Origin of the sequence: Faecalibacterium sp. 3 (assembly GCF_048323735.1) — a bacterium.
Lineage (GTDB): Bacteria > Bacillota > Clostridia > Oscillospirales > Ruminococcaceae > Faecalibacterium > Faecalibacterium wellingii.
The window spans coordinates 22,993-36,430 of record NZ_JBLWFN010000002.1 but is presented as its reverse complement, the minus strand read 5'-3'; the positions used below and the strand labels follow the sequence as shown (position 1 = coordinate 36,430).

The following is a 13,438-nucleotide window of genomic DNA, read 5'->3' as shown; positions in this document are numbered from 1 at the left end:
TTCCTTGCGCTGCTTTGCAGCTATCCTTTTGCGGCTCCCGCCTGAGACCAAAGCGCATAGCACTCCGTTCCAAGGCGGCGAGCAAAACCGAATACGATCCCAGACCGTTCATCAAGAGCAATCTTGCTGGGCGGTCTTTTTGTTTGGAGGTGATACCTATTCCGTGTCCGCATTTCAAAATCACCATCGTCAAGCGCAGCCAAGGTCAGTCCGCTGTTGCCGGGGCCGCTTATCAGAGCGGCGAACGGCTGTTCAGCGAGTACGACCAGAAAACAAAATTCTACAACAAGAAGAAGGAACTTGTCCATGCCGAGATCATGCTGCCGTCCCATGCGCCACCCGGATATGCAGACCGGGCAACACTTTGGAACGCCGTGGAAGCCGTGGAGAACCAGTGGAACTCCCAGCTTGCCCGGCGCATCGTGCTGGCGTTTCCGGTGGAGGTGCCGAAAGAACAGTATCTCTCCATGATAAAGGAATTCTGTCAGGAGCAGTTTGTTTCCAAGGGTATGATTGCTGACTTTGCCATCCACGACAAAGGAGATGGCAACCCACACGCTCACATTCTGCTGACGCTCCGGGCAATGGACGAACATGGCAATTGGCTCCCGAAAGCCCGAAAGGTATACGACCTTGACGAAAACGGTGAGCGCATCCAGCTCCCCTCTGGCAACTGGAAGTGCCACAAGGAAAACACGGTGGACTGGAACGACCAGAAGTATGCCAAGGTCTGGCGGCACAGTTGGGAGACCATCACAAACCGCTATCTGGAGGCTGCTGGCAGACCGGAACGTGTTGACCTGCGCTCCTTTGAGCGGCAGGGCGGCATCCAGCAGATACCGACCGTTCATCTCGGCCCTGCTGCACACCAGATGGAAAAACGGGGAATCGAAACATTTCTCGGAAATCTCAACCGGGACATTCGAGCCGCCAACAGCCTGATGCAGTCCATCCGCAGTGCAATTCGTGGTCTGCAACACTGGATCGCAGACCTGAACGAAAAGAAGCGGCTTCTTCTGGACGCTCTGGAAAAGGCGAAAGAGCCCACGCTGTCCGACCTGCTGGTGGACTACTTCAATCTCCGCAATGAGCAGCGCAGTGATTGGTCTGGCAAGGCAAAACTGAAATGCACTGTTCGGGACTTTGAGGAAGTCAAACGGGCGGTGGACTATCTGAAAGCCCATTCTCTGAACACCATTGAGAATCTGGATACCGCAATTTCTAACCTGAACCAGACCGCCGCCCCTCTCCGCAGGCAGTTGAAGCAGAACGAAAGCCGTATGCGGGCAATCGCCCAGATCAAGGATGCTGCCGCCGCCCATGCCAAGCTGAAGCCCATCCACGACACCTTTATCAAGAAGAACTTCAAGTTGACCAAGGACGCTTATGCCGCCCAGCACAAAGAGGAGCTGGACACCTTTAATAAAGCTGTCCGCACTCTGATGAAACTGAACGGCAGCACAGCGGTAGATTTTTCGGCATTGGATGCCGAATTTTCTGCGCTGCAATCCGGCAGCGCAGAGCTGCGCACCCAACTGGAAACCTTGCAGCCGGATATCTCTGCACTGAAAAATATCCGCAAGTATATCGACATGGTGCTGAATAAGCAGCAGCTTTCCGCGCCGGGCGGCAAGATGCCGGAGAAGGAATCGGTGCTGAAACAGCTGGAGCAGCTTCAGCAGAAAAAGTCCAACTACAAAACGATTTCCACCACCCCAAACCGCGAAGAATCGCTCTAAACGATCTTTCTGTCACCGATACGCCGTTGCAATCAGTGGCAGAAATACATAATTCGTATGTTTTTGTTAGCTTTTGACTATTCTCGTTGGCTAGTGAGTAGAGGCGTATTTTTAAGGCGGAAATTTTCTCCAACACCCCCCATTTTAGGCCACTTTTTCTGTTAATAGTAGAAGTGTTTCTTTGAAGGCCAGTCATTTGTGACCTTTTTGTTAATTCTCAAAAAGATGGTTGTCTTTGGGCTGTTTTCGTTGCCTACCTATTGAGAGGATTTTTTCAAAAGCGGAGATTCGGTCTCAAGAATTACAATTCAATTACAAGTTTCTCACCAATGCTACGAAACAGGCGTTCTCGATGCCTACCAAGTGTAGGGCATCTTTTTCAAGACCACTTTCAACTTCAGGCACTGCCGCTGCTGCAAAGTTTCGTCCTCCGTCGGTCGCCCATGGATCAATGTTATTTTAATCAAGCAGCCACTTCAACTATATTTTCCAAAAACTTTTCAACAAATTTCTTTTTCGGGCTACTTTTGGGCCGTTTTCGATGGCTCGTAAGTAGAGGGACAATTTTTCGGAAGCCTTAAATTCCGAAGATTTTCTATAAAACTCCGTTCTTTGAAAACAGAATAGTTCAATCGTCCGGTACTTCACAAAAGGTACTTCTGTAACTCGCAGCCCGGTCATAACGAAGACGGGGTGGCTGAAACGCCAATGGTGCGGTGCAAGTCCGCCGCCGGACGATTCCCCACTCCTAGGGAAGTCGAGGACCAATATGGGAGACCTTAACTTATTAACGCAGTTGAGCACTTGTTTCGTGCTTTTCTGCGACTGGAGAATTGGAACCCACCAATTCTCGTTACATACGCTTTGTTTCCGATTTCTGCTTCAGCTGGAGGTGATCAACATTTCAGAATATCTTACCACGCAAACTCCGCTGCCGCCGTTTCTCCCATACCCACGCTTTCTTTTGGAACTTGACCTGAGCCAGACTGCAAAAATGACTTATGCGCTGCTGCTCGACCGTGCCACGCTCTCGCAGAAAAATCTCTGGACAGATGAACGAGGTTTCGTGTTTGTCATTTTTACGATTTGCTCTTTGGCTGAGCAGCTAGGGCGCAGCACGGTCAGTGTTTCCAGTGCGCTTAAGGAATTGGACGCTGCGGGATTGATTGAGCGCAGACGAACGCGGTTTTCTTCGCCCAATCACATCTTTGTAAAAATTCCAAATGTTGAATAGTTCTGCGTTTTTCACGATTCAAGAACCGCCAAAATCACGATTCTGCGATGCAGATTCTTAATGGCATCTGCAAAAGAGATTTTTCCTATGCAGTATAGCAGCCTTTAAGACTGTATCAAAGAAAACTTTCACCTAACCAACGTAATAAAACAAAAAGAGAAAAACGAATAGAATCCATCCATTCCTTTCCGTATTTGCACCACATGAATGAGGAGGTCTGCCCTTGAACAAAGAAAAATCTGAGAAGAAGCCCACTACACGCAAACGTGCGCCGAGAAGTCCGAAGTCTGTGCGCCTGATCGTGGAACGCCATTATATCGGCAATGTGCCGATGAATACGCTTTTTCAGCGGCTTGCGGAAGAAGAAATTCGTAAAACTGCCGAATCGTATCTCGCCGCTGGTTAATTGGACGTTTTACTGCGGAAAAGGGCTTGCATCATCACGCAGCATCCGCTACAATGTGATTGATGAGGTCTCTTTTCCATTATGGAGGTACACATGGAAAAGGACAAAAAAGTAACTGCTTTATACTGCCGGCTGTCAAAAGATGACGGTTCAAACAGCGAAAGCCTGAGCATCCGCACTCAAAAGGCGATGCTTATGGAGTATGCCACACGCAACGGTTTCGGGAATTGCCAGTACTATGTCGATGATGGTTACAGCGGTACGAACTCTGACCGCCCTGCCTTTCAGGAACTTCTGGATGATATCCGGGAAGGAAAGGTGGCAACAGTCATTACCAAAGACCAGTCCCGACTTGGACGCAACCACATCGAAACCGGAACGTATATGGAAATCTTCTTTCCTGAGCACGGTGTCCGCTATATTGCAATCAACGATGGTTATGATTCCAACGAGCAATCTCAGATGGATATTGCCCCGTTCCGAAACATCATCAATGAAATGTACGCCAAAGACACTTCCCGAAAAATCAAGAGTGCCCTTCGGACACGCAAGAAAAGTGGAAAGTATATCTCCAGCGGCGCACCGTTTGGCTACCAGAAAGACCCTGCCGACCACAATCACCTTGTGATCGACCCGAACACCGCCCCCGTTGTTGAGTATATCTATTCAATGGCAGAGGAAGGGCTGGGGCTTCACCGCATCGCCAAGCGGCTCCACGATGAAAAAGTCTTGAAGCCGTGTTACTACAAGAAGGAGATGTTTGGCCGCTTTATTGATGATGAAAAGATGTATGATTGGGACAGTGCCTATATCAGTCAGGTTCTGCACAGCCCAGTCTACGCCGGACACATCATCTACGAAGCCAAGCCCACCGTGTCCATGAAATCCAAAAAGCGGCGTTATATTCCGTTTGAAGAACGCGCTATCGTTCCGAATACACATGAAGCAATCATCCCACAAGACCGTTGGGAGAACGTGCAGCGAATCCTTTACAGCCGTTCCAGTAGTTTTATGTGCGATAAGACCGACTACGACAATATCTTCAAGGGCATCGTCCGCTGTGCAGACTGCGGCAGAACGATGTTAGTCAAGGTCGAGCACAGGCGCAAACGTAACAGTGTTCTGGATCAGACCTTTTATTGTTGCAGCACTTATCGGAAATATGGTGCGAAAGCCTGTGACTCTCATAATTTGGAAGCCCGTGTTCTGCATGAAGCTGTCTTTGCGGACATTCAGGCACACGCAAAGGCCGCTGTGAGTAATCGGGAAGCCCTTGTGAAGAAGATTGCAAATCAGATGCACCTCCGGGTGTCCTCTGACCAGGCGCAGCACAAACGGGATTTGAAGCAGTGTAAAGCACGAATCGCAGAAATCGAAGACCTGTATGCAAAACTTTATGAGGACGTATCAAAGGGACTTCTCCCGGAGAAACGTTTTCAAATGCTTGCAGATCGCTACGACAAAGAACAGGCTGAACTGACCGAGAAGATTGAGCAGTACGAGCGGGAAGGCCGTGCTGAACACGGTCAGCTGGACAAGATTCAGGATTTTATTGATGAAGTCAGCAAGTACGCTGGCATCACCGAACTGAACTATAAGATTCTGCATCAGCTGATTGACAAGATTCTGGTATCCAAAGCGGAAAAGGTTGATGGCGAATACGTCCAGAAAATCCAGATTTTCTACCGCTTTATCGGCCCATTGGATGCCATCGAGTAACAATGTCAGAAAAGTCACCTCCGAGAACTATCCTACAGACGCAGGGCGTGAGGGCGAACTCATCTTCCGGCTGGTGTACCAGCAAGCGGGCTGCAAAAAGCCCTTTTCCCGCTTGTGGCTGTCCAGCATGGAAGAAAGGGCCATCCGGGAGGGTTTCGCCCATCTCAAACCGTCAACTGAATACGATGCGCTGTACAATGCAGCACTCTGCCGGGAACGTGCCGACTGGATGGTCGGTATCAATGCGTCCCGGCTTTTTTCGTGCCTGTACGGTCAACCGCTGGCGGTAGGGCGTGTTATGACCCCGGTGCTTGCTATGACCGTAGTGCGGGAAGCCGCCATTGCCGCCTTTACCCCAGAGAAATTCTACACGGTTACCTTGACCCTCGCAGACGGCGGCACCGCATCCAGCAAACGGTTTGCTCAGAAAGCGGATGCCGAATTGTTGCTTTCCAAATGCCGAAAGGAGGGGCGTGCCACGGTGCAAAAGATGGAACGCAAGGAGAAATCCGAAAGCCCACCGCAACTCTATGACCTTACTGCATTGCAGCGGGATGCAAACCGTCTGTTGGGATTTACGGCGCAGCAGACGTTGGATTATGCCCAAAGCCTTTACGAAAAACGGCTCATCACCTACCCCCGCACAGACAGCCGATTTTTGACGGAGGATATGGCGGCATCCCTGCCGGGGTTGGTGACGGATACGGGCAAGGCGTTTGCCGTGGAGGAGCCACTTTCCATCCATGTGCAGCAGGTCATCAATGGCAGCAAAGTCACCGACCACCATGCGCTGCTGCCCACGAAAAGCATGGCAAACGCAGATCTTGCCGCCCTCCCTGCCGGAGAGCGGAATATCCTGCGGTTGATTGCTGCACGGCTGCTCTGCGCCGTGGGTGAGCCGCACCGCTATGCTGAAACCACGATTATCACCATCTGCGCCGGGGAGGAGTTCTCCGCAAAGGGCAAGGTGGTGCTGTCCGAGGGATGGAAAGCTGTGGAGCGGAAAATGCTGGGCGAGCTGCTGGGCAAGCAAAAAGAACCGGCGGTTCTGCCGGATGTAAAGGAGCAGAGCCAGTGCAGCATTGCCGGTGCCGAACTGAAAGAAGGTCAAACGTCCCCGCCGAAGCATTTCACCGAGGACCTTCTACTTCATGCGATGGAAACCGCCAGTGCAGACAGTATGCCGGAGGGTGTAGAGCGTCAGGGCATCGGCACTCCAGCAACCAGAGCTGCCACCATCGAAAAGCTGGTGCAGAAGGGCTTTCTGGAGCGCAAGGGCACCAAGAAAACCAAGGTGCTGCTGCCCACCGACAAGGGAAAAGCCCTCATCACCGTGATGCCCGAAGAAATCCAATCCCCGGAAATGACCGCCGATTGGGAAACAAAGCTGCTGCAAATCGAACGTGGCGAAATGGAGCCGAGCGAATTTATGACCGAGATCAATACGATGATTACCGAACTGGTAAAGAACACGGAAATGAAAAAAGGAGCGAATGCACTTATGAAAAACAAAATCATTGGTGTCTGCCCGAATTGCGGTGCAAATGTTGTAGAGCGTGAAAAAGGCTGGTTCTGTGAATCCAACCCTTGCCGTTTCGTGCTGTGGAAGGACAATGCGTTCTTTAAGCGTCTGGGCAAGCGTTTGGATGGCCGAATGGCGGACAAGCTGCTGCGGGATGGCCGTGTCCGGCTGAAGGACTGCAAGAGCGCCAAGGGCAAGACCTACAACGCCACCGTCCTGCTGAGCACTGAACCCGATGGCCGCAGCAAGTTTTCGCTGGAATTTGAAGGTGGGTGCTGATGGAGCAGATAAAAGAAGCGGTCTACCTTATCAACGATGAACGCTATCTGCATCTCCGAGAAAACGGTGCAGGGGTCGGCTTTGCCACTTATAACAAGGTAACTGGTGAGCCGCTGGAAAGCGGGCAGATCTCGGAAAAGAACCTGCCGCCCGATGGCAGGAACGCCATTCCTGCTGCCCGGAACTGGTATCTGTTTGAACTTTCGGACGATGACCGCAAGGCCATCCAACAGGAAAGCGTAAAGATCCTCGAAAGCATCCCGCAAGCTGGTATCGGCAGACGGCGCATCTGGGAGCCGGAAACGCTGCCGAAGGATATTCGTCTCATCAACAGCCACTATGACGACCTCTACCGCATTCCAGATGGCGGAGTTGTACAGGTGGATTACCCGGATGGGCGCAGCTTTACGGCACGGCTGGAACATCTGGATGATTACCACTTTGACATGGGCGGTTTGGGCAATGTGTTCCACATCTGCCAGTTTGCCGAGGTCATGGAACGAAACCATGCCGACTTCTACCCGGAAATTCAGACACAGGACGAGCAGGCTGCATGGGAACTGGGCGGCAAGGGCTATCTTGCTATCCAGTCCTGTGAGGACGGCTGGGACTACACTATTTACCACAGTGATTATTCCGTAATGGACGGTGGGCAGCTGGGTGCCCCGGAACTGACCATTCAGGAAGCACGTGAGCAGATTCTGGAAGCACACCACATGGAAAAGGGCCGGCGGCTACTGCAGGACTACGATGCAGTCATGGATAAAGTTGCGGAAGCCGAGGAACTGAGTGCAGACCATCGCCCTTCCACACTGGAAAAGCTGGCAGAACTGGCAAGTGATACGGCTGCGCCAAAATCCCCTGCACGTTCTGCGCCAGAACTGTGAGGTGGACGATGCAGCAAAAATGGAACCAGAATTTTGACGATGAACCCATGACAGACATCCCGCAGAAGTTTCTGAACGCAGGGTGCGATGTTTATATGGTGATGCAGCTGCGGCATGACGAAAAAATCCTCGATGAAAGATTTGCTTCCATGCGGGAACTGCATCGTCGGGGCAAAACGCCAGACCCGAAGCATTACGAGGTCACCTACTATGCTGATCTGCCCGCCATGTGGCAGGATGTTCCGAGCAACGAGGTTTTGGAAGAACTGTTTCAGGTGTTTAACCTCTCCCGTCCGCAAGATTTTGAGGGACACAGTCTGTCGGTTAGCGATGTGATCGCGCTTAAACGCAATGGCGAGGTGTCTGTGCATTATGTGGACAGCATCGGCTTCAAAGATTTACAGGGGTTTCTGGATAAAAAGCCGGAACGTGCTTCGGTTCTGATGAATCTCAAAGAAAAGTGCGATGCCCCGGAGTGCAATCCTACCGTCTGCCGGAAAGCGAGGGATGAACATGAACTTTGACCACGAGGAATTGACCCTGATGATGATCTACAACACCGGCACCCGACTAGGGCTTATCCACGAGTTGCGGCTGATGCAGTGCTACCTGATGCCCGACGAAACCGCCCTGCGGGAACTGTCGGAGGGTGTTATCGAAAAGCTGAAACTGCTGACCGATGCAGAGTTTGCCGAACTGGAATTTCCACTGGACTGATCTTTGCCGCCTGCGGGCGGCATACATACTCTCTTTCACAATGCCATTTGGTGTGGTATACTGAACTCGACAAATCGGAATTTGTCTTGACTTTATAAATTTCCCCGCCTGATTTGCCCCGTTCATTGTCCAGATAGTACATATAGCAGTGGTCACAGCCCTCACTGTATTTGCGGCAGCCATGCCAGGGATTCCAAATATCACTGCTCATACCGATTCCTTTCCAGTTCGCAAATCAGACTGTGAGGCATTCTTCGTGGCCCACGTACCGCACCAATCCCATAGGCTTTCAGCTTCTCAAACGGGAGAAAAGACGGGTTGTACTGATCCAGCTTTTTCAATCTCATCACATGGTTCATATGTACGTTGCCATCATCATAACGGTAAGGAATATTGACTTCTGTAGCTTCGCACCGATATAGAACAGCGGAAACCGGGGCCGTAACATATAGACAGACAACATCGCCAACGGCTACTTTCTCCTGTTTATAGCCTTGGTCAGTAGTTTGATACTATGTACGAACTTTCTGCGTACTTGCTTTCGTTTTCGGATACCGTACAATATTTATACAATGAATCGTCAAGAGAGGAGGCAACAAGGTGACTTCTTTAACCATAGAACAAAAAAGAGTGGACATATACCCAAGCGCAAAGCCGGGCAGCCCAGTTATCTATCTCAACACCTTTTCCAATGCCGTTAACAGTGTGTATAAAAACCTGATGGCGCTCGGCTGCCCAGATTTCAGTCTGGTGGCGGTCAGTAAGCTGAAATGGGATCATGACATGACACCGTGGTATATGGGGCCGATCTCTAAACACGATACGCCCTGCACCGGGGGTGCGGATGATTACCTGAAACTGCTTCTGGATGAAATTATGCCGGAAGCGGAAGCACTCCTTCCCGGTGCGCCCGCCTGGCGGGGCCTCGCCGGTTACTCGCTGGCCGGGCTGTTCACCCTCTACGCTCTCTACCAAACGGATGTGTTTGCCCGCGCAGCGAGTATGTCAGGTTCCTTCTGGTTTGAGGGCATCATGGAATATGTGTGCTCCCATGAGATGAAGCGCAAACCTGACTGTCTGTATTTTTCTCTCGGAGACAAGGAGAGCTCCACCGATAATCCGATTTTGAACGTTGTGCAGCAGAATACGCAGGAGATAGAAACACTGTGCCACGGGAAAGGCATCGAAACCACCTTCGTACTGAACAGTGGCAGCCACTATCAGGCGTGCAACAAGCGCACAGCGGCTGGCATTCACTGGATATTAAATAGATAAACCGACAAGGAGATAAAACGATGGATACGATCTATTCGCTTTTTCAGAAGGTAGTTAAAGAACATGAAAATGCCCCGGCTATCATTGAAAACGACCGCACCATGACTTTTGGAGAGCTGTCCAACATGGTGGATATGATCACGTGCAGCTTTCCGCAGGAAGTACACAGCATCGGCATCGTCATGCGTCACCGAACCGAGATGATTGCCTCGATTCTGGCGGTACTCAAATGCGGCGGCCGATATGTCCCAGCCGAGCCGGATTTTCCCACCGGGCGCATCCATGACATGATGACCGAGGCACAGGTGGATTTTGTGCTGACGGAACACGCCTTTGCGCCCAAACTGAGCAGTTTCCCCATCCGCTATGTACCAAAGAACAAGCTGGGGCTGCAAGGCGAAGAAATGCTGGAAGTGGTCGATTTCAAATGTGACCCAATTCTGATTGGCACACTACGAGAGGAACCCGGCTTCTTCCCGGCGTATCACATGAGCAAGGATAGCTGGATTACTGTTGCACTGGATGTGCAGCGTATCAGATGACAAAATCAAAATGTTGCTTGATATGAGTTATGAAGCAACGATACCCAAAACATGCAAAAAGAGATACTGATAAATTCCCGTTTACCACCCAAGAACATCCATGAGAGAGGAGTGACCGTTATGAAGGAAAACAGAAAACTATTAAAAGAAGTGCTCAAGGACATCCGGCACGACATGACCGATGAGGAAGTGCTGAATCTGCTGGCAGACAGTAAGATCTCCGTCAGTCCTGAAAGCGAAAAAGAAAAGTATACGCTGGGGCAGCGTGCAGCAGATTCCATTGCAAAATTTGCCGGAAGCTGGGCGTTTATCTTTTCCTTTACCGGTGTTCTGATTCTTTGGATGGTGGTCAACACGGTGCTGGCTGCCAAAGCGTTTGACCCGTATCCGTTTATTCTGCTGAATCTGGTACTGTCCTGTGTGGCGGCAATTCAGGCACCGTTGATCATGATGAGCCAGAACCGTCAGGAGGAAAAAGACCGCCGCAGAGCGGAAAATGACTATAAAGTCAACCTGAAGACCGAGATCATGATCGAGGACCTGTACGATAAAGTAAACGCCATTCTTGCCAAGCAGTCCGCACTGGAAAAGCGGCTGCAAAACGATGGCAAAAATCATACAAAGCAGCAGGAAAACAACTGAATCCTAGCTTTTTTGCGCCAAAATGGGATAAGCCGGAAAGAAAACGGTGTGCGATTCCATCTCCCGGTGTTGATTTTTGTCTCATTGTGGTAATGGGGGAAAGACAGATACAAGATATTGTTGCAAAAGTATTATTTTTTTGTGAATATTAGCACTCTACTATTGACAGTGCTAAAATGCAGTGCTATAACAGTGGCGTGCTCAGGAGGAAGGGAAAAAGGAGAGCCGCAAGACTCCCCGGAAAGCTCTTCCGAGTGGACGCTTCAGATTTTTTGCCCCGACCCGAACGCCGGGATTGGAGGAATGATTTATGCTTATGCCGACTGTTTTCCATGAAAACCTGTTCGATGATTTCTTCGATCCGTTCTGGAATGACGCTGCACTGGAACGTATGATGAACCGTGAGGCTCGTGATACCTTTGGTAAGCGTGGTGCAAACATGATGAAGACCGATGTCAAACAGACGGACAACGGTTACGAAGTAGCTGTTGACCTGCCGGGCTGCAAGAAGGAAGACGTTCAGATGGATCTGAACGACGGCTACCTGACCATTCAGGCAGTGCGCAGCCACAGTAATGACGAAAAGGATAAGAAGGGCCGCTATCTGCGGCACGAATCCTTCTCCGGCACCTGCGCACGCAGTTTCTACGTGGGCGATGTGAAGAAGGAAGACATCCACGCAAAGTTCGAGGATGGCGTCCTGCACGTCGAGCTGCCTGCTCCTCAGCAGACGAAGGCTTTGCCTGAGAACCCGAATCTGATTGCAATCGAGTAAAACGCCGGTCGTGTGCGCCAAGGCACAACGCACATAAGATGCCCCCCGGAGAGCCGCAACAAGCCCTCCGGGGGCATTTTTTGTTTCCCGGTATTTTTCCGCAGCGGCAAGCCTTCGTCAAAACTCCGGGTGCCATTCATCCCGGATGCCAATGTCAGCACAGATGATTTTTCCGCACAGCGGCGCAGAAGCTTCTGCCATATGCAAAGGCTTATAACTGTCGAAGATTACGGTCAAATCTGCATGGGCAGCACCCTCGGCAACCTCCCCGGTATCCGTGTTGATGCCGCTGGGCAGGTCTACAGCCAGCACAAAGGTGTCGCTCTTATGCAGACGGCGTATCAGCCCGCAGGCAGCAAGACCGGAAGGCCGAAGTGCGCCATAAACTACCATAGATTCCATAAGCGAGTGACCTGAAAAGGCCGCTCGCTTTTTTGTTTACCACAGAGCTGAAAGGAGGCCAAAATGCCAAACAAAACGCAAGAATACCTTAACCTCGCCCAGCAAACGGCGAATGGTCTGACCCGGTACTGGGAAAGCTGGACGGACTACCTGACCACCGCATCCAGGCTGTACAAGTACCCCTTTGCAGACCAGCTGATGATCTACGCCCAGCGGCCCGATGCCACCGCCTGCGCCGACTATGACATCTGGAACAACCGGATGAACCGTTATGTCCGGCGCGGTTCTAAGGGCATCGCCCTGCTGGATGAATCCAGCGGATTCCCGCGCCTGCACTACGTTTTCGATGTGTCGGACACCGGGGTGCGCCGTAATTCCCGTGACCCCGACCTGTGGCAGTACAACGATGACCTGAAACAGCCGGTTTCAGAAATGCTCGCCGCCACCTACGGCATCAGCGGAGAGCGTGTCAGCCAGCAGCTTGCGGATGTTGCCGGGAAACTGGTGGCGGATTACTGGGACAACAACAGCGAGGACATCAGCGCCATCGTTGACGGTTCGCTGCTGATGGATTATGATAGTGCCGGGTTGGAAATGCAGTTCAAGTCTGCCGCCGCAATCAGCATCACTTACACGCTGCTGGAACGGTGCGGATTTGAACCGGATGGCTATTTTGACAAAGACAGTTTTCAGGCTATCTACAATTTTTCCACCCCGGACACTGTCTACACACTCGGTGCCGCAGTCAGCGACATCAGCCGCGAAGTCCTGCGCACCGTAGAGCGGGCAGTCAAAACGACCATCCGCCGCCGAAACAATGAAAGGAGCCAGCATGAATATGAGCAGCAATCTGAGTTACACGCAGACCGGGGATTATCTTCTCCCGAACCTGACCCTGCATCAGCCAAAGACCCCGCTGGGCAAGTACGGCAGGATGCGCCTGAACTTTCTGAAACAGCAGCACCCGGTGCTGTACCACACGATGCTCCTGAACGGGAGCCTGTACCCGACTCTGACCGAACTGGAGCAGACCGCAGCAGCAATGAAGGAGCAGATGATAGTCGATCTGCTGGCGAAGAACCCGGCACCGGACAAAGAGAAGAACCAGATAGCGTGGGTGCAGCACATGAACAGCCTGCGGGAGCAGGTCGAGGAAGTGATTCGGACGGAACTGATCTACAGCTAAGTCTTCTGGATGCCGTCATCCCCATCGAAGCCCAACAAATCGAACATATTGACCGAGCGGAGAGCGAAAAATCGCCCTCCGCTTTTGTTTTGTCACAGGCTGAAATTGAAAAC

The 13,438-nt window shown here is 51.4% G+C and carries 16 protein-coding genes; 13 read left to right on the top strand and 3 right to left on the bottom strand.

Annotated features, from left to right (window positions below; translation table 11 throughout):
• Positions 1-158 precede the first annotated feature (158 nt).
• The 8 genes from mobQ (at position 159) to ACNSPV_RS13930 (ending at position 8,503) form a co-directional block, all read left to right on the top strand.
• Positions 159-1,739, top strand: a complete 1,581-nt coding sequence (mobQ, locus tag ACNSPV_RS13965; RefSeq protein ID WP_348585173.1) for a MobQ family relaxase — start codon at positions 159-161, stop codon at positions 1,737-1,739.
• 769 nt (positions 1,740-2,508) lie between these two features.
• Entirely contained in the window at positions 2,509-2,973 is a 465-nt protein-coding gene (locus ACNSPV_RS13960) for a replication initiator protein A (RefSeq protein WP_242699957.1), read from the top strand.
• Between the two features lie 223 nt (positions 2,974-3,196).
• Positions 3,197-3,379: a hypothetical protein gene (locus tag ACNSPV_RS13955; RefSeq protein WP_005924684.1), complete on the top strand. Its 183-nt coding sequence runs from the start codon at positions 3,197-3,199 to the stop codon at positions 3,377-3,379.
• 93 nt (positions 3,380-3,472) lie between these two features.
• Positions 3,473-5,098, top strand: a complete 1,626-nt coding sequence (locus ACNSPV_RS13950; protein ID WP_348585078.1) for a recombinase family protein — start codon at positions 3,473-3,475, stop codon at positions 5,096-5,098.
• The gene (locus ACNSPV_RS13945; RefSeq protein WP_371290864.1) at positions 5,085-6,899 is read left to right on the top strand and encodes a DNA topoisomerase; all 1,815 of its coding nucleotides are present in this window, start codon (positions 5,085-5,087) and stop codon (positions 6,897-6,899) included. The genes ACNSPV_RS13950 and ACNSPV_RS13945 overlap by 14 nt, the downstream gene beginning before the upstream one ends.
• Positions 6,899-7,786, top strand: coding sequence for an LPD16 domain-containing protein (locus ACNSPV_RS13940; RefSeq protein ID WP_418268310.1), 888 nt, complete (start codon positions 6,899-6,901; stop codon positions 7,784-7,786). The genes ACNSPV_RS13945 and ACNSPV_RS13940 overlap by 1 nt, the downstream gene beginning before the upstream one ends.
• An 8-nt stretch (positions 7,787-7,794) precedes the next feature.
• On the top strand, positions 7,795-8,310 hold the full coding sequence (locus ACNSPV_RS13935) for a YodL domain-containing protein (protein ID WP_348585072.1): 516 nt from the start codon (positions 7,795-7,797) through the stop codon (positions 8,308-8,310).
• Entirely contained in the window at positions 8,300-8,503 is a 204-nt protein-coding gene (locus tag ACNSPV_RS13930) for a transposon-transfer assisting family protein (protein ID WP_348585070.1), read from the top strand. Before ACNSPV_RS13935 ends, ACNSPV_RS13930 begins: the two co-directional genes overlap by 11 nt.
• Here ACNSPV_RS13930 and ACNSPV_RS13925 read toward each other — a convergent pair.
• On the bottom strand, positions 8,439-8,714 hold the full coding sequence (locus tag ACNSPV_RS13925) for a DUF5131 family protein (RefSeq protein WP_348585068.1): 276 nt from the start codon (positions 8,712-8,714) through the stop codon (positions 8,439-8,441). The genes ACNSPV_RS13930 and ACNSPV_RS13925 overlap by 65 nt on opposite strands.
• A 389-nt stretch (positions 8,715-9,103) precedes the next feature.
• Here ACNSPV_RS13925 and ACNSPV_RS13920 point away from each other — a divergent pair, with 389 nt between their 5' ends.
• From ACNSPV_RS13920 to ACNSPV_RS13905, 4 genes are all read left to right on the top strand, one after another.
• Positions 9,104-9,778 carry an alpha/beta hydrolase gene (locus ACNSPV_RS13920; RefSeq protein WP_337678691.1) on the top strand — a complete coding sequence of 225 codons (675 nt, stop codon included), beginning with the start codon at positions 9,104-9,106 and terminating at the stop codon, positions 9,776-9,778.
• A 20-nt stretch (positions 9,779-9,798) separates the two neighbouring features.
• Positions 9,799-10,320 (top strand): AMP-binding protein, encoded by a 522-nt coding sequence (locus ACNSPV_RS13915; RefSeq protein WP_348585067.1) that lies wholly within the window; start codon positions 9,799-9,801, stop codon positions 10,318-10,320.
• A gap of 51 nt (positions 10,321-10,371) precedes the next feature.
• A complete protein-coding gene (locus tag ACNSPV_RS13910; RefSeq protein WP_005924646.1) occupies positions 10,372-10,962 on the top strand; it encodes a DUF1003 domain-containing protein in 591 nt (196 codons plus the stop codon).
• A gap of 310 nt (positions 10,963-11,272) precedes the next feature.
• Positions 11,273-11,737, top strand: a complete 465-nt coding sequence (locus ACNSPV_RS13905; protein WP_005924644.1) for an Hsp20/alpha crystallin family protein — start codon at positions 11,273-11,275, stop codon at positions 11,735-11,737.
• A 117-nt stretch (positions 11,738-11,854) separates the two neighbouring features.
• Here the strand turns inward: ACNSPV_RS13905 and ACNSPV_RS13900 are convergent, their stop codons facing one another.
• Both ACNSPV_RS13900 and ACNSPV_RS13895 read right to left on the bottom strand, forming a co-directional pair.
• On the bottom strand, positions 11,855-12,139 hold the full coding sequence (locus ACNSPV_RS13900; protein ID WP_005924641.1) for an NAD(P)H-hydrate epimerase: 285 nt from the start codon (positions 12,137-12,139) through the stop codon (positions 11,855-11,857).
• Between the two features lie 426 nt (positions 12,140-12,565).
• A complete protein-coding gene (locus tag ACNSPV_RS13895; RefSeq protein WP_249253816.1) occupies positions 12,566-12,973 on the bottom strand; it encodes a hypothetical protein in 408 nt (135 codons plus the stop codon).
• Between ACNSPV_RS13895 and ACNSPV_RS13890 the strand changes: the two genes are divergently transcribed.
• Positions 12,972-13,325: a TnpV protein gene (locus ACNSPV_RS13890; RefSeq protein WP_117930556.1), complete on the top strand. Its 354-nt coding sequence runs from the start codon at positions 12,972-12,974 to the stop codon at positions 13,323-13,325. The two genes, ACNSPV_RS13895 and ACNSPV_RS13890, sit on opposite strands and share 2 nt — an antisense overlap.
• The last annotated feature ends 113 nt before the right edge of the window (positions 13,326-13,438 follow it).